The sequence below is a fragment of the Mesorhizobium xinjiangense genome (assembly GCF_009749525.1).
Classification (GTDB): Bacteria; Pseudomonadota; Alphaproteobacteria; order Rhizobiales; family Rhizobiaceae; genus Mangrovimarina; species Mangrovimarina xinjiangensis.
Genome location: NZ_WOAC01000001.1, coordinates 203,002 through 218,309 on the forward strand (window position 1 = coordinate 203,002; position 15,308 = coordinate 218,309).

15 protein-coding genes and 1 tRNA gene are annotated in these 15,308 nt (G+C 65.7%); 1 reads left to right on the forward strand and 15 read right to left on the reverse strand.

All coding sequences use genetic code 11. The annotated features are described in order from the left end of the window. Positions 1–34: 34 nt before the first annotated feature. From GM909_RS01000 to GM909_RS01045, 10 genes are all read right to left on the reverse strand, one after another. Positions 35–119, reverse strand: a tRNA-Leu gene (locus tag GM909_RS01000). Between the two features lie 154 nt (positions 120–273). After that, on the reverse strand, positions 274–891 hold the full coding sequence (locus tag GM909_RS01005; RefSeq protein WP_157014322.1) for a 2,3-bisphosphoglycerate-dependent phosphoglycerate mutase: 618 nt from the start codon (positions 889–891) through the stop codon (positions 274–276). A gap of 45 nt (positions 892–936) precedes the next feature. Then, entirely contained in the window at positions 937–1,752 is an 816-nt protein-coding gene (gene dapB, locus GM909_RS01010; protein ID WP_157014323.1) for a 4-hydroxy-tetrahydrodipicolinate reductase, read from the reverse strand. After that, a complete protein-coding gene (locus GM909_RS01015) occupies positions 1,749–3,584 on the reverse strand; it encodes an ABC transporter ATP-binding protein (RefSeq protein ID WP_157014580.1) in 1,836 nt (611 codons plus the stop codon). The genes dapB and GM909_RS01015 overlap by 4 nt, the downstream gene beginning before the upstream one ends. A 151-nt stretch (positions 3,585–3,735) precedes the next feature. Next, entirely contained in the window at positions 3,736–4,779 is a 1,044-nt protein-coding gene (locus tag GM909_RS01020; RefSeq protein ID WP_157014581.1) for a glucokinase, read from the reverse strand. Positions 4,780–4,799: 20 nt separating this feature from the next. Beyond that, positions 4,800–5,201: a methylglyoxal synthase gene (locus GM909_RS01025; RefSeq protein WP_157014324.1), complete on the reverse strand. Its 402-nt coding sequence runs from the start codon at positions 5,199–5,201 to the stop codon at positions 4,800–4,802. A 90-nt stretch (positions 5,202–5,291) separates the two neighbouring features. Next, the gene (gene mepA / locus GM909_RS01030; protein WP_157014325.1) at positions 5,292–6,317 is read right to left on the reverse strand and encodes a penicillin-insensitive murein endopeptidase; all 1,026 of its coding nucleotides are present in this window, start codon (positions 6,315–6,317) and stop codon (positions 5,292–5,294) included. A 138-nt stretch (positions 6,318–6,455) separates the two neighbouring features. Continuing rightward, positions 6,456–7,331: an SDR family NAD(P)-dependent oxidoreductase gene (locus GM909_RS01035; RefSeq protein WP_157014326.1), complete on the reverse strand. Its 876-nt coding sequence runs from the start codon at positions 7,329–7,331 to the stop codon at positions 6,456–6,458. Beyond that, entirely contained in the window at positions 7,328–8,506 is a 1,179-nt protein-coding gene (gene queG, locus GM909_RS01040; RefSeq protein ID WP_157014327.1) for a tRNA epoxyqueuosine(34) reductase QueG, read from the reverse strand. The genes GM909_RS01035 and queG overlap by 4 nt, the downstream gene beginning before the upstream one ends. Further along, complete coding sequence (locus GM909_RS01045) at positions 8,506–9,198, reverse strand: glutathione S-transferase family protein (protein WP_157014328.1); 693 nt, start codon at positions 9,196–9,198, stop codon at positions 8,506–8,508. The genes queG and GM909_RS01045 overlap by 1 nt, the downstream gene beginning before the upstream one ends. A gap of 245 nt (positions 9,199–9,443) precedes the next feature. Here GM909_RS01045 and GM909_RS01050 point away from each other — a divergent pair, with 245 nt between their 5' ends. Further along, the gene (locus tag GM909_RS01050) at positions 9,444–10,250 is read left to right on the forward strand and encodes an undecaprenyl-diphosphate phosphatase (protein WP_157014329.1); all 807 of its coding nucleotides are present in this window, start codon (positions 9,444–9,446) and stop codon (positions 10,248–10,250) included. A 65-nt stretch (positions 10,251–10,315) separates the two neighbouring features. Here GM909_RS01050 and GM909_RS01055 read toward each other — a convergent pair whose 3' ends face one another. The 5 genes from GM909_RS01055 to GM909_RS01075 all read right to left on the reverse strand — a co-directional run bounded on the left by GM909_RS01055 (position 10,316) and on the right by GM909_RS01075 (position 15,277). Beyond that, a complete protein-coding gene (locus GM909_RS01055) occupies positions 10,316–11,092 on the reverse strand; it encodes a sulfite exporter TauE/SafE family protein (protein ID WP_157014330.1) in 777 nt (258 codons plus the stop codon). Positions 11,093–11,098: 6 nt separating this feature from the next. Further along, positions 11,099–12,073 (reverse strand): complex I NDUFA9 subunit family protein, encoded by a 975-nt coding sequence (locus GM909_RS01060; RefSeq protein WP_157014331.1) that lies wholly within the window; start codon positions 12,071–12,073, stop codon positions 11,099–11,101. Positions 12,074–12,205: 132 nt separating this feature from the next. After that, a complete protein-coding gene (locus tag GM909_RS01065; protein WP_235911556.1) occupies positions 12,206–13,348 on the reverse strand; it encodes an NAD(P)/FAD-dependent oxidoreductase in 1,143 nt (380 codons plus the stop codon). 103 nt (positions 13,349–13,451) lie between these two features. Further along, entirely contained in the window at positions 13,452–13,658 is a 207-nt protein-coding gene (locus GM909_RS01070) for a DUF2783 domain-containing protein (RefSeq protein WP_157014333.1), read from the reverse strand. An 11-nt stretch (positions 13,659–13,669) separates the two neighbouring features. Further along, positions 13,670–15,277, reverse strand: a complete 1,608-nt coding sequence (locus tag GM909_RS01075) for an FAD-dependent oxidoreductase (protein ID WP_157014334.1) — start codon at positions 15,275–15,277, stop codon at positions 13,670–13,672. Between the last annotated feature and the right edge of the window lie 31 nt (positions 15,278–15,308).

Here is a 15,308-nt window from a genome sequence, read left to right on the forward strand (position 1 = left end):
TTGATTGGCAGCGGGATCGGCCTTGAGCGGCCGATGGTGCCCAGGAGAGGACTCGAACCTCCACGCCTTGCGGCACACGGACCTGAACCGTGCGCGTCTACCAATTCCGCCACCTGGGCAGGTGCGCCGCTTCGTTTAGGCGGGCGGCATGGCCGTGTCAATGCGGTTTGAAAAAATTGTCGCCGATCCCGTTCTCACGGCCCCGACCGGCCGGGCCGCATGTCTCGTCGGCCGATCTGCAGAGCCTTCCCCGGCCACCGATGAACCCGCTTCTCAGTCGAGAATCTCCTTCGAGGCGACGGTGGAATCGGCATTCAGCCGGTAGACGACCGGAACGCCGGTCGCCAGTTCCATCTTGACCACCTCGTCCGGCGTCAGCCCATCGAGCGCCATGATGAGCGCGCGCAGCGAGTTGCCGTGCGCGGCGACCAGCACCGTCTCGCCGCGCAAGACATGCGGCTGGATGGCGCGCAGATAATAGGGCCAGACGCGGGCGCCGGTGTCGCGCAGGCTCTCGCCTCCTGGCGGCGCCACGGCGTAGGACCGGCGCCAGACATGAACCTGCTCGTCGCCCCACTTGGCCCGCGCGTCGTCCTTGTTGAGGCCGGTAAGGTCACCATAATCGCGTTCGTTGAGCGCCTGGTCCTCGATCATCTCCATGTCGCCCTGGCCCGTCGCCTCGAGGATGAAGCGGCACGTCTTCTGGGCGCGGATAAGGACGGAGGTAAAGGCGACGTCATAGCGCAGTCCGCGCTTCTTCAGCGCTTCGCCGGCCGCCTTGGCCTCCGCACGTCCCTTATCGGTCAGATCGACATCGTGCCAGCCGGTGAAGAGGTTCTTCAGGTTCCATTCGCTTTGCCCGTGGCGGACAAGGACCAGTGTTCCGGACATCGATCTTCCCTGTGCGGTGGTTGTTCTTCGAGACGAGCGTGTCTTTCAGCCCGGAATGCCGAGCACGTCAAGCATCGAGTAAAGACCGGGCTTGCGCCCGCGCGCCCATAGCGCGGCCTTGACGGCGCCGCGCGCGAACAGCGAGCGGTCTTCGGCATGGTGCGACAGGACGATGCGTTCGCCCTCGCCGGCCAAGATCACCGAATGCTCACCGACCACTGAACCGCCGCGCAGCGTGGCAAAGCCGATGGCGCCTTCGGGGCGCGGCCCGGTATGACCGTCGCGCACACGCACGCTCTCTTCGTGCAGGCTGACGCCGCGCCCCTTTGCGGCGGCCTCGCCGAGGAGCAGGGCTGTGCCGGAGGGGGCGTCGACCTTGTGGCGGTGGTGCATCTCCAGGACCTCGATATCGAAATCGGCCGCCTCCAGAGCCACCGCCGCCTGGCGCACCAGTACGCTCAAGAGATTGACCCCAAGGCTCATATTGCCTGACTTCACGATGGTCGCGTGGCGGGCCGCGGCCTTGATCGCGGCATCGTCTTCCGCCGAGCAGCCGGTGGTGCCGATGACGTGGACGATGCGCGCCTGTGCGGCGTAGCCGGCGAACTCGACGCTGGCGGCCGGTGCGGTGAAATCGACGACGCCGTCAGCCTTGGCAAAGACGGCCAGCGGATCGTCGCTGATCGGCACGTTGAGGATGCCGACGCCGGCAAGCTCGCCAGCGTCATGGCCGAGCCACGGCGAACCGGCCCGTTCGACGGCGCCGGCGAGGCGCGCGCCGCGGCTTGCATGGATGGCGCGGATCAGGGTCTGGCCCATGCGGCCGGCCGCGCCGACCACGACGAGGTTCATGTCGCTCATGCCTTGTCTCGCAGCTCTTCCATGTCGGCGGCTTCGTCGGTGGCCGCGCCTGCCTCGTCCAGCAGGTCGGGCGTGGCGCGGCTCTGCATCTGGCTGAAGCGATAATAGATGCCGTTGCGGTCGCGCAGCAGTTCGGCATGCGTGCCCTGCTCGACGATCCGCCCGGCCTCCATAACGACGATATTGTCGGCGTGCACGACGGTGGACAGCCGGTGCGCGATGACGATCGTGGTGCGATCCTTCATCACGGTCTCGAGCGCCTGCTGCACGCGCTTTTCCGATTCGTTGTCGAGCGCCGACGTCGCCTCGTCGAGCAGCAGGATGGGCGCATTGCGCACGATGGCACGGGCGATCGACAGGCGCTGGCGCTGGCCGCCCGAAAAGGCCATGCCGTTTTCGGCCACGACAGTTTCGTAGCCTTGGGGCATCGCCATGATGAAATCATGCGCCTGGGCCTGCCTCGCCGCCGCCTCGATCTCATCGTCCGTGGCGTCCGGCCGGCCGTAGCGAATGTTGTCGCGGATGGTGCCTTCGAAGAGATAGGGCTGCTGCGACACATAGGCCATCGCCTTGCGCAGCGAATGGCGCGTGACGCCGGCGATGTCGTGGCCGTCGATCGTGATGACGCCGCCCGTCAGGTCGTAGAAGCGCTCCAGCAGGGCGATCAGCGTCGACTTGCCGGCACCCGATTCGCCGACGATCGCGGTGCTCTTTCCGGCCGCGGCCGTGAAGCTGACACGGCTCAGCACGGGCAGCGAGTTGGAATAGGAAAAGGAGACGTCCTCGAAGCGGATCTCGCCGCGATCCACGATCAGGTCGGTCGCGTCCGCCCGGTCCCGCTGACGCGGCTTGGTGTCGAGAATCTCGTAGATCATGCGCGCATTGACCAGCGAGCGTTCCAGATTGACCTGGATGCGCGCCAGCTTGCGCGCCGGATCGTAGGCCAGCAGGAGCGCGGTGATGAAACCAAACACCGAGCCGGGCGGCTCCCCGCTGCCGAATGCACGAACCGCCGCATAGCCGATCACGCCGGCAATGGCGAGCCCGGCGAGGATTTCGGAGATCGGCGTCACGCGTTCCGAGACGCGGGCAATCTTGTTGGCACGCTGTTCCGATTCGGCGATCAGGTTGGCGAGCTTCCGCGAAAGCTGCTCCTCCATGGTGAAGGCCTTGACCACGGCGACGCCCTGGGTGGCCTCCTGCATGGCGCCGACCAGGCGCGCGTTGACCTCCACCGATTGGCGCGCAACGCTGCGCAGGCGGCGCATGATCTTGTTGACCGCAAAAATCAGCGGCGGCCCGATGAGGAGCGCGATAACCGACAGCAGCGGATCGAGCGCGATCATGGCGATGACGAGGGCAACCAGGAGCACCGCATCGCCGGCGAGCGACTTCAGCGTCATGTTCAACAGGTTGCGTACGCCCAGGACGTTCTCGTTGATCTGCGCCGCCAGCCGCCCCGAACGCGTATCTGTGTAGAAATCGAGACCGAGACGCATGAGGTGGTCGAACAGGCGTTTCTGGTAGCGCGCGACGAGATTGTTGCCGATCTTGGCCAGCGTCACCGCCTGGCCATAGGTCGCGAACCCCCGGATGACGAAGACGACGGCGATCGCGATGCAAATCCAGGGTACGAGATCGAAACGCTCGCCATAGAAGACGTCGTCGATCAGCGGCCGCATCACCCAGGGGATGAAGGCCGTGGCGCCGGCCATCGTCAAAAGGCAGAACCCGGCGAAGAGATAGTGGGGCAGATATTCGCGCCCGTTTTCCGCCATGATCCGTTTCAGAACGGCGATGACTTCGCCGGGCTCCGGCCGGTGCGGCTTCATGTGGTCGGCTTTGGCCAATGCGCCTGTCTCTTCCTTGCGGCAAAACAGCTGTCCGGCAAGCCTATGCATCGTGCCGTCGCCACATGCAATGGCGAATGACAAGACATCGCGGCGACCCCATGCCGCGGACTTGCCGCGGGCGGCCGGTTCCCTACTGCATGGCCGATCCGTCGACGCGCCAGCGCCGATCCGTCGTCACGACGCCGAATCGCGCCGGCGTGCGGGCATAGGCGGCCAGCCCGGTCAGTGCCGCCAGCGGATGGGTGATGACGAAGACGGGAATGTCGCGCAGCATCGCGCTGTGCGGCGCCTTGTCCTCGAAGGCCTGCCGGAAGGCCGGCGATTTCAGGGCCGGAATGATCTTCTGCGCGATCCCGCCGGTCAGATAGACGCCCCCGCGGCTCATGAAGACGAGTGCCAAGTCGCCGGCGACGCGACCCATATAGACGACGAACAGCGAAACCGCCTCCGTGGCCATGGCATCGGATTGATCGAGCGCGGCCGCGGTGATCTCGGCCGGCGTGGACAACCGCGCCTCCACCCCTTCCGCCCTGGCGACGGCGCGGTAGAGATTGACCAGGCCGCGTCCGCACAGGATCTGTTCGCCCGAAATGCGTCCTTCGATACGTTCCAGATGCGGGAAGACCTCGAAATCGCGCGGGCTGCGCGGTCCCAGATCCATGTGCCCGCCCTCGCCCGGCACCGGTATCCATGTGTGGCAGGCATGGATCAGCCCGGCAACGCCGAGACCGGTTCCCGGACCGAGCACGATGCGGCTTGCCTCGGGCTCCACCTCGCCGCCGCCGATCCGCACCATGTGCTCCTCGCCGAGTGCGACGACCGCCAGGGCCTGGGCCTCGAAATCGTTGAGGACGACGATATCCTCCAGGCCGAGATTGTCGAACATTGCCCGCGGACGCACGACCCAGTCGCAATTGGTCAACTTGACCTCGTCGCCGTCGACGGGACCGGCAACAGCGAGCACGGCCGAACGCGGCATGATCGATGTCTTGTCGAGAATCGACGTCTGGATCGCCTCGTCGATCGTTGCGAAATCGGCCGTCTGAACGGTCGGGAACTGCTTCGGTTCCGCATAGGCGTCGACGAGAATGGCGAAGCGCGCATTCGTGCCGCCAATGTCGCCGATCAGGATCGGGAAATTGAGAATGGCCTCGGGATCGGCTGGGTTGGACATGGTCTCGGAAATTGTCGTCATCAATCTTGGTCAGTTGGGATCAGGCCGCGGGCGCCCGCGCCAAGCACGATTTCCGCCGTCGATCGATTGAGCGCCATCGGGATATCATAGACCGTCGCCAGACGCATCAGCGCCTTGACGTCGACGTCGTGCGGCATGGACGTCAAGGGATCGACGAAGAAGATCAGCACATCGACCTCGCCATTCGCGATCATTGCGCCGATCTGCTGGTCGCCGCCCAGCGGTCCGCTCTTGAGCGCCGTCACGTCGAGCGACGGGCAGGCCTCGGCAATACGGCTGCCCGTCGTTCCCGTGGCCACGACCGAACATTGCGACAGGAGCACCGAATGCGCCTGGGCAAAGGCGACCAGGTCGTCCTTCTTCTTGTCATGCGCAATGAGTGCGACGCGGAGTCTGCTCACGATGCCGATTCCATCTCCACCTAAACCGTTTTAAGTCGTATAGAGAAGGTCGACCGTGCTGGAAAGCCCCAACGTGCCGGCGATGCCGATTCAGTTTCGCGGCCGCGGCTCGGGCAACGGAATCGACGCACGCGGCGTCGGTACAAACGCGCTTGCCGCGGTCGGCTGTCCGGTGGCGGCGACCGTTCGTCCGCCGCTGCCGCCGATCGTCACCATCTGCTCATTGGCCGGTGCCGGCGCGCGAAGCACCGCCTGGCAGGCAGCAGGCAGGCTTTTCATGGTCATGATGTCGCGCGCCTTCGGCTTTTCCGGGCCCTTTGCCGGGCGCCACGGTTCCTCGGTAAACCACCATGCCAGCGACTTGCCGCAGCCCTCGCCGGGTGTCGTCGGTCGTTGCGACCTGCATCCGCTCGAGCCCGGCGGGCATCCGATGCGAATGTGGAAATGGTAGTGGTGGCCCCAGAAGGGACGGATCTTCTGCAGCCAGCGGCGGTCGCCGGTCGCCGTGTCGCACAGCTTCTTCTTGATGCCCGGATGAACGAGAATCCGCTCGACCTCTGGGTAGCTCGCCGCGCGCTTGAGCAGGGCGGCGTGCTGCGGCGTCCAAATGGTGTCGTCGACGTAGAGCGAGCCCTTCTTCAAGACGGAAACGGCGCTCACTTTCTCGCGCTGCGCCTGGGTAAGCCGCTTGCCGGGCATCGGGGTCAGCCAGACATCGGCGTCGAGGCCCATCTGATGCGAGGCGTGTCCCGTCAACATGGGGCCGCCACGCGGCTGCGATATGTCGCCGACCAGCAATCCCGGCCAGCCATCGGCGGCCGCCTCGCGCGACAAGCGCTCGATCAGCTTGATCATGTCGGGATGGCCCCAGCGCCGGTTGCGCGACAGGCGCATGGCCTGCCAGTGCGGCCCGTCGGCGGCGATGGCCACTCCGCCGGTGAAGCAGCCCTTGGAGTAGAAACCATAGGACTGCGGCTGCGTGTAGGCCGGCAGGTTCTTGGCCCCGAACAGGTTCTTGGCCAGCGGCTCGGCTTTTGCCGGCAGCGCCAGGGTCGCCATTGCAGCCAAGACCGGGCAGACGAGACGGGCGGACCGGGGAAATGTGCGCGGGATCATGGGATAACCTTCTCCAGGATCGAATCTGTATCCCAAGCCTCGCCTCGCCGTGGTTAGCGAATGGTGAATCGGCTGGCCGCCCGAACGAACCCTAACACAGGATCCGCCTACAGAGGCGAAGGGCCAAGGCAACCACAATCATTCGGCGCGCCAATTGTCTGCGCGCCACATGGCGTCGAGCGCCGCCTTGTAGTCGGGATAGGTGAACGCATAGCCGCTTTGCTTCAGCTTTGCGTTCGAAACGCGCTTGGTCTCGCCATAGAAGGAGCGCGCCATCGGCGTCATCTCGGCCTCGTCGAAGGCAATCGCGGGCGGCGGCTCGACCGCCATCAGCGAAGCGGCATATTCCACCACGTCCTGCGGCGGCGCCGGCAGATCGTCGGTCACATTGTAGATGCCGCCCAAGGTGTTGCGCGCGAGATGAGAAAGCGCGCCGGCAATGTCGTCGACATGAATGCGGTTGAAGACCTGGCCCGGCTTGATGATGCGCCTGGCCGTGCCGGCGGCAAGATTGACGAAGGGATTGCGGCCTGGACCGTAAATGCCCGACAGGCGCAAGATGGCGACAGGCAGTCCGGTCTCGGCGCCGAGCGCCTGCCAGGCCCGTTCCGCCTCGAGCCGTTCGCGTGAACGGCGCGACACCGGGCTGCAGGGTGTCTCCTCGTCGACCCACGCGCCCTGATGGTCGCCATAGACCCCGACGGTCGAGAGATAGCCGATCCAGGAAAGCGCCGGCATGGCGCCGGCGATCGCGTCCCTTGCAGCATTGAGCACGGGATCGCCGGCCTCGCCCGGTCCGGCCGAGACCACCAGATGGGTGGCTGAATCGAGCACCGCGGCGATTTCGGCATCGAGCGAGACGCCGCCGAAAAGGAAGGGCTGTATGCCGCTCTCCTTCAGCGTATCGAACGCATCGAGCGAGCGTGTCGTGCCGCCGATCCATGCCGCCTCGCCGGCCGCCGCGCGCGCAAAGGCCCGCGCGGAATAGCCCGCGCCAAACAGGAACAGTCTCATGACGCCTTCTTCCTCCACGCGGTTGTGCCTGTGCCGGTCAGCGCGCACCGCCATTCCTCCTCGACCTCGGCCTGGCTATCCGGTCCATGGCTCGCCCGCAACGTTGCGATCCGTTCGCTGCCGCCCAGTTGCGACAGCGCCCACACGGCCATGCCGCGCACGAGAGGCGAATCGTCGGCAAGCAATCGTTCGACCGGCGGCACGAGACGCCGGTCGCCCGAATTGCCGGCGGCGATCAGCGCGTTGCGGACAAAACGCTCCCGCCCGATGCGCTTGATCGGAGAGCCCGAGAAGAAGGCGCGGAAAGCCGGGTCGTCGAGCGCGAGCAGTTCGGCGAGTTCGGGCGCACGCAGGTCTTCGCGCGCCTGCAGCTTGGCCTCGCTGGCCCGGCGGGCGAACTTGTTCCACGGGCAGACTGCCAGACAGTCGTCGCAGCCATAGATGCGGTTGCCCATGGCGGCGCGGAACTCGGCCGGAATGACGCCCTTGTGCTCGATGGTCAGGTAGGAGATGCAGCGGCGCGCATCGAGCTGATAGGGCGCGGGAAAGGCGTCGGTGGGGCATACGTCGAGACAGGCCCGGCACGAGCCGCAATGATCGGCCTCGGCTTCGTCGGTCGGCAGCTCCGCGGTGGTGAAGATCGAGCCGAGGAACAGCCAGGAGCCGAATTCGCGGCTGACCAGGTTGGTGTGCTTGCCCTGCCAGCCGATGCCGGCCGCCTCGGCCAGCGGCTTTTCCATCACCGGCGCGGTGTCGACGAAGACCTTGACGTCCGCGCCCGTGCGCGCGGCGAGCTTGGCTGCAATCGTCTTCAGCCGGCCCTTCATGACGTCGTGATAGTCGCGATTTTGCGCGTAGACGGAGATCGCCGCCCGGGATTTGCATTCCAGGATTTCCAGCGGGTCGTGCCCGGGAGCGTAATTCATCGCCAGCATGACGATCGAGCGTGCCTGCGGCCACAGCCGCGCCGGGTCGGCGCGCTGCTCCAACCTGTCGGCCATCCATTGCATGGTGCCGTGCCGGCCGCGAGCGACGAATTCGGCAAGCCGGCTCCCCGCTTCGCGCACCTGGTCGGGGCGCGTGATCCGCAGCCCGTCGAAGCCGGCGGCGCGGGCTTCGGCTTCGAGAAACGCGCGCAGACGCCCCTGATCTTTATGGACCGGGGCCGCGCACATCAGAAGTCGAGGTCCGCGTAATGCGAGACCGGAGGAAGACCGGTCGCGCGGTCGGACAGGATCGGGCGGAAGGAAGGGCGCGATTTCATGCGCACATACCATTCGCGCGCCGCCGGATATTCGGCCCACTCGACCTCGCCGAGATAGTCGAGAACCGACAGCGCCGCCGCGCCGGCCAGATCGGCATAGGACAGGCGGTCTCCGGCAAGCCAGTCGCGCGTGGCCGCCAGCCAGTTGGTGTATTTGAGATGCTGCTTGACATTGGCGCGCGCCGCCCTGAGCGCCGCCGAATCCGGTGAGCCGCCGCCATAGGCGCTTCCCATGACCGGCTTGAAGGCCCGCTCGCGCACCAGATGCCGCGTGACATCGGTCTCGGTCTTGCCGAGATACCAGTCGACGAGCCGGCGGGTCTCTGCGCGGGTGAAGGGATCGTCGGCCAACAGCCGCTTATCGCGCTTGATCGCGCCGCGCGTCTCGTCGAGATATTCGGCAATCACGTCGGCGCCGACGATGGCCTGATCGCCTTCGGCCAGAAGCACGGGCAGGCTTCCCGCCGGATTGAGCGACAGGAACTCCTTGCGCCTTATCCACGGCTTTTCCTCGATCAGCGCGATCTCCTCCCCGAATTCGCCAAAGGAAAGGCGGATGAAGCGGCAGGAGGCGAGAAGTGGATGATGAAAAAGCGTCAGCATGATCTTCAGCAAAATAGTGTTGGCTATGGCGTTTTTGCGGTCAAGCCGCCAGATCGGTTCGTCGCTCGCAGAATCGATGTTCCGATCCAGCTCCTTGTTCCGGGCGGAGAACCGGCTTCCACTTCTCCTGGAATTGCTCTAAGCCTTCGTCCGCCGGAGGCCGGTTGCCCGCAACTCCGAGCTATACGGGCCCGCCCTTCTCCTGACAAGCGAGCCGTGTCCGGCTCAACCAATCCGAGGTTTTCATGCAGGAACAGTCGATTGTCGAAGCCATACTGCTTGGACTGCTGGAGGGCCTGACCGAATTCATCCCCGTCTCCTCGACCGGTCATATCCTGCTTGCCGGGCATTTTCTGGGCTTCCAGTCGACCGGCAAGGCCTTCGAGGTCCTGATCCAGCTCGGCGCCATCCTGGCGATCCTGTCGGTCTATTTGTCGCGCCTGTGGTCGCTGGCGCTGGCCTTGCCGCACGACGCGCGCGCCCGGCGCTTCGTCTTCGGCATTCTGCTCGCCTTCCTGCCCGCGGCCGTCATCGGGGCACTCGCCCACGGTTTCATCAAGACCGTTCTGTTCGAAACGCCGATGCTCATCTGCGTCATGCTGATCTTCGGCGGCATCGTGCTCTTGTGGGTCGACCGCCGGCCCCAGGTGCCGCGCTACAAGGACATCATGGATTATCCGCTGTCGCTCTGCTTCAAGATCGGCCTGTTCCAGTGCCTGGCGATGATCCCGGGCACGTCGCGCTCGGGCTCGACCATTGTCGGGGCACTGCTCATGGGCGCCGACAAGCGCTCGGCAGCCGAATTCTCGTTCTTTCTCGCCATGCCGACCATGGCCGGCGCCTTTGCCTACGACCTCTACAAGAATCGCGATGTCCTGACGGCGGCGGACCTGCCGATCATCGCCGCCGGCTTCATCGCCGCCTTCATCGCCGCCGTCATCGTCGTGCGTTCGCTGCTCGGCTATGTCTCGCGCCACGGTTACCGCCTGTTCGGCTGGTGGCGCCTGATCGTCGGCTTTCTCGGTATGGCCGCGCTGCTTATCTGGGGATAGAGCAATTCCAGGAGAACTGGAAGCCGGTTCTCCGTCCGGAATTGCGTTAAATCAAAAGGTTAGATCTACATCAGGCCGGCGATGCCGCGGCGGATCATGTCGAGCGCCAGGAGCGTGACGCCGATGCGGAACCAGGTGCGAAAGGTCTTTTGCGGCATGCGGTGAAGCAGTTTCGTGCCGTGGACCGTGCCGGCATAGCCCGAGCCGATCATGACGGCAATCAGCGGCAGCCATTGCCAGAAGGCGAAGCCGGCCAGGGCGAAGACGACGACCTTCAGCGCATGCTGCACCGTCATGCCGGCGGCATGGGTGGCGACCAGCGCCTTGCGGTCATCGGGCAGGATCTGGGCGAAGAACGCCGACAGCAACGGGCCGGTCGCGCCGACGAACATGGTGGCGAGCGCCAGCACCGCGCTGCCGATCGCCAGGCCGGCCCGGCCCAGCCGTTCGGCCCCCGGCATCTTCGACCAGACAACGACGATCAGGAACGTGCCGAGCACCAGCTTCATGACCGCGTCGGGCAGTTGCACCACGACAAAAGCCCCCACGACCGCGCCGACAAGACTTCCGACGAGAAACGGCAGCGCGATGGCGTAGCGGATATTGGCGCGCTGATGCCAGGCGCGTCCGGTGTTCGAGCCGAACTGCACCGCGCCGTGCACGGGAATAAGCGCGGCGACGGGGATGAAAAGCCCGAGCAGGCCGAGCATCGCCACGCCGCCGCCGACGCCAAAGGCCGCCGTCAACGCCGAGGTGAAAAAGCTCGCAAGAACGAGGAAAGCGGCCGCCGCGACACCAATTCCGTCGGGCAGGAATCCGGCGAGGCTCTCCAGGCCGCCCAAGCCCTGCTACACCAGCTTTCCGCGGGTGAACTGACCGGAAACGCGATACTGCCACAGATAGGTCGGCAGGATGGCATCGACCGTTTGCGGGCGAATGCCGAGCCCGGGCAGGGTGCGGCCCTCCTCGGCGGCCTTTTGCGAAACGACATTGTCGCTGCGCAGGAGCGTCACCTGATCCTTGGTCAGAAGCGGCTTGGGCAGCAGGCCCAGGATCGCGCCCTGCAGACGGGCGATCGGCCAGGGGACGTTCACCAGCATGCGCTTGCGCTCGATCACCTCGAGCATCTTTTCGAGGCATTGGCGGAAGGTCAGCACTTCCGGTCCGCCGAGCTCGTAGATCCTGCCGCCCTCGACCTTGCCGTCGACGGAACGCGCGATCGCCTCGGCGACGTCGGCCACATAGACCGGCTGGAACTTCGTCGTGCCGCCGCCGATCAGCGGCAGCGCCGGCGAGAACCGCGTCATGGCCGCAAACTTGTTGAAGAAATCGTCCTCGGGCCCGAAGAGGATCGATGGCCGGTAGATCACGGCGTCGGGCAGCGTCTCCATCACCGCCTGCTCGCCGCGCGCCTTGGTCGTGGCGTAGAGGGAGGACGAGTCAGGATCGGCGCCGAGCGCCGAGATCTGGGTGAGGCCCGCACCTTCCGCGCGCGCCGCCTCGGCCACCGCGCGGGCGCCGAAATCCTGCACCGAGGAAAAGGTCTGGCGGCCGGACTCATAGAGGATCCCGACCAGATTGATGACATGGTCGGCCCCTTCGACTGCCTGGTCGACCGACCAGCGATAGCGCAGATTGGCCTGCACCGGCTGGATCTGGCCGACATTGCCGAGCGGCTGCAGATGGCCGGCAAGATCGGGCCGCCGGCAGCCCACGCGCACACGGTAGCCGCGCCGCGCCAGCGTCTGAACCACGTGGCGTCCGAGGAAGCCCGAGCCACCGAAAACCGTCACGAGTTTTGGTATCGCTACGACTTCAGCCATCAGATTGCAGTCTCCGTCTTGTCCCTCGCTCCGCATGCAAGGCGGGCCGTTATTGTCGCTTATTAATCGCCTTTCCGGACAAAGGCAAAGGGCATGCAGCGCCGAATCGACGCCCCCGCCACGCGCATGTCCTCACACCGCCGTCAGGCGTGCCGGCGACAGGTCGACCGCATCCACCCCCTCATCGGCAATGTCGCGCGGCACCGGCTGTTCCCGGACCAAGGCCGCGGCCAGCCGGGCGAGCGCCGGCGCGGTCTGGATGCCGTAGCCGCCCTGTCCGGCAAGCCAGAAAAAGCCGGGCACGCCGTCGTCAAAGCCGACGACCGGTGTCTTGTCGGCGACGAAGCTGCGCAAACCGGCCCATCTGTTGTCGATATGCCGCACATCGATGTCGCAGGCCGTCATGATGCGGTCGATGCAGATCGCCACGTCGAGTTCCTCCGGCTGGGCGTCGCAGGGCGGGGAAGGCGTCTCGTCGGCCGGCGAGGCGAGCAGCTTGCCGGCATCGGGTTTCATGTAGAACGCCTCGGCGATGTCGACCAACATCGGCCAGGCCGACGGGTCGACGCCGTCGGGCGGCGAAATCATCATTGCCGTGCGGCGCTTGGGCGCCAGGCCGATCGTGCGTGCACCGGCCATCTGCCCGAGCTCGTCGGCCCAGGCGCCGGCCGCATTGACGACGATGTCGGCCGCGACATCGCCCTTGCTGGTGGAAATATGCCAACGCTCGCCGACACGCTCGACGGCGCGCACCTCGCAATCGGTCTCGATGCGTCCGCCGGCGGATTTGAAGCGGCGCAAATACCCGTGATGCAGGGCATGGACGTCGATGTCGCGGGCGTTTTCCTCGTAGAGGGCCGCCGCCGCATAATCGGTTCGCAGGATCGGCACCATCTCGCCGGCCGCCCGTGCGTCGAGGCGCCGGAAACGGCCCTTCGTCGTCGGATCGGCAAGCGTCTCCTCGATGAGGCCGAGCTGATCGCCGCGCGCCACCATCAACACGCCGCGCGGGGAAAGCAGCGGTGCGGCGGCGAAACCTGTCGGCGGAGCGTCGAAGAAGGCCGCCGAGGCCCTGGACAATGCGCGGATGGCCGGCGGTCCGTAGGTCTCGGAAAACAGCGCCGCGGAGCGTCCGGTCGTGTGGTAGCCGGGCTGCGATTCGCGCTCCAGCAGGACCATGCGGGCCGCATCGCCCAATTCGCCGGCGAGCGAGGCGCCGGCAATGCCCGCTCCTATGATGGCAATGTCGAAGGTTTCAGGACCGGTTTCCGGCAAGGCCGCTCTCCCGTTTATGGCTGCATTGGCAGGCAAGCTATCAGAGAGCCCACACCTCTCCAACGTCATCCCGGCCGCCTGAACGCGCGTTGTAAAGGCACGCTCAATCCCTGTCGGCGCTTGGTGCACGCGCGGCAGCAAGCGCTTCCTTCAGCACCTCGGGATCGCCGATGTGGTTGGCCAGGATCAGGATGAGGCGCGCATTGACCGCCTCGCTTTCCGCTTTCTCCAGCCCTTCGTGCAGCGCCAGGAGATTGGCATAGAATTGATCGGGGCCCGGAATGTTGGGTTCGGTGATCAGCCTGCCCATGCGCAGTCTCCTCAGGATTTGCCGATTGCGGTGCGCAGGGCGGCGGCGACCGCGTGTCGGTCGAATTCGCGCCAGCGGGCGACAATGTGCTGGTCGGGCCGAACCAGATAGACAGCGCTTTGCGCCGCGCCCAGATAGCGCTCGGCCAGCACGTCCTGCGGATCGTCCGCCTTCAGGGCGATGCGGTGGATGCTAAGACCGTCGACCTCCAAGCGCTCGGGCGCTTCGGCATTGATGGCGAGAAGCTGGAAACCATCGCCGAGCCGGTCGATCAGCCAGCCCTCGGCCAGCGGCGCATCCACCGCCGGCGCCCCTGGCCGCGTGCGCGCCGGCGGGCCGTCGCAATCCGGGCCGGCAAGGGCCGAGGCATCGTGAATGCAGGGCACGGAGAGGCGGCCGGAATTGACCAGCGGCCGGGCGAAAGCGTGATGCTCGGACAGATCGAGCACGGCATCGCGAAACAGGCGGCTGACCTCCGATTTCGGCGTGATGAAATCGGTCGAGCGGGTCGAGTGCTCAATGTTTTCGTCGGCTGCCTGGACGCGTTCGAGATCGTAGCTGTCGATCAGGGTTTCGGACGCGGCATCCTCGAGTACCAGCTTGAGCTTCCAGGCGAGATTTTCCGCGTCCTGCAGCCCGGAATTGGCGCCGCGCGCGCCGAAAGGCGAGACCTGATGCGCCGAATCGCCGGCGAAGACCACGCGCCCATGGCGGAATCTTTCCATGCGCCGGCATTGAAACGTGTAGATCGAGACCCATTCGAGCTCGAAATCTATGTCCTCGCCCAGCATCGCCTTCAGCCGCGGAATGACGTTTTCCGGCTTCTTTTCCTTCTCCCGGTCGATGTTCCAGCCAAGCTGCAGGTCGATGCGCCACACCCCGTCCGGCTGCTTGTGCAACAGCGCCGACTGGCCGCGATTGAAGGGCGGATCGAACCAGAACCAGCGCTCTGTCGGGAAATCCGCCTCCATGCGCACGTCGGCGATGAGAAAATTGTCTTCGAAGACGCGGCCGACGAAATCGAGCCCCATCATCGAGCGGACCGGCGAGCCGGCCCCGTCGCAGGCGATCAGCCAATCGGCCTGAAGTGCATAGGGGCCATCGGGCGTGTCGACTTCGAGCGTAACACGGTCGACGCCCGGCTCGACGGCCGCAACACGGCTGCCGCCGCGGATCTCGACCGGCTTGCCCGCAGCCTCCAGTTCGCGCAGACGATCGACGAGATATTTCTCCAGATAATATTGCTGCAGGTTGATGAAGGCGGGCCGCTTGTGGCCGGCCTCGGGCAGGAGGTTGAACTCGTAGACCTTGCGGTCGCCGAAAAAGACCTTGCCGGTATTCCAGGTCACGCCTTTCTCGACCAGCGCCGGGTCGACGCCCAGCCGGTCGAGGATTTCCAGGCTGCGCTTGGCAAAGCAGATGGCGCGCGATCCGAACGAAACCTTCTCGTTGTCGTCGAGCACGAGAACGGGCACGTCCTGGCGGGCCAGATCGATGGCGAGCGCCAGCCCCACCGGTCCGGCCCCCACGACGACGACCCTGTGGCGCGCCGGTGTCGCCGCGTCCTGGTCGGGGACACGCGCATAGGGGTAAAGCGGCGTTTCGAAGATGTGCGACACGTATTTCCTCCCCACCATGGCGCTTCAGCCG

Excerpts from the sequence above, each read along its gene's own strand:
- GM909_RS01020 (WP_157014581.1), bottom strand. The coding sequence starts at position 4,779 with ATGTCCAACCCAGCCGATCCCGAGGCCATTCTCAATTTCCCGATCCTG.
- GM909_RS01060 (WP_157014331.1), bottom strand. The coding sequence starts at position 12,073 with ATGGCTGAAGTCGTAGCGATACCAAAACTCGTGACGGTTTTCGGTGGC.
- GM909_RS01050 (WP_157014329.1), top strand. The coding sequence starts at position 9,444 with ATGCAGGAACAGTCGATTGTCGAAGCCATACTGCTTGGACTGCTGGAG.
- GM909_RS01005 (WP_157014322.1), bottom strand. The coding sequence starts at position 891 with ATGTCCGGAACACTGGTCCTTGTCCGCCACGGGCAAAGCGAATGGAAC.
- GM909_RS01045 (WP_157014328.1), bottom strand. The coding sequence starts at position 9,198 with ATGCTGACGCTTTTTCATCATCCACTTCTCGCCTCCTGCCGCTTCATC.
- mepA (WP_157014325.1), bottom strand. The coding sequence starts at position 6,317 with ATGATCCCGCGCACATTTCCCCGGTCCGCCCGTCTCGTCTGCCCGGTC.
- GM909_RS01035 (WP_157014326.1), bottom strand. The coding sequence starts at position 7,331 with ATGAGACTGTTCCTGTTTGGCGCGGGCTATTCCGCGCGGGCCTTTGCG.
- GM909_RS01070 (WP_157014333.1), bottom strand. The coding sequence starts at position 13,658 with ATGGGCAGGCTGATCACCGAACCCAACATTCCGGGCCCCGATCAATTC.
- dapB (WP_157014323.1), bottom strand. The coding sequence starts at position 1,752 with ATGAGCGACATGAACCTCGTCGTGGTCGGCGCGGCCGGCCGCATGGGC.
- queG (WP_157014327.1), bottom strand. The coding sequence starts at position 8,506 with ATGTGCGCGGCCCCGGTCCATAAAGATCAGGGGCGTCTGCGCGCGTTT.
- GM909_RS01015 (WP_157014580.1), bottom strand. The coding sequence starts at position 3,584 with ATGAAGCCGCACCGGCCGGAGCCCGGCGAAGTCATCGCCGTTCTGAAA.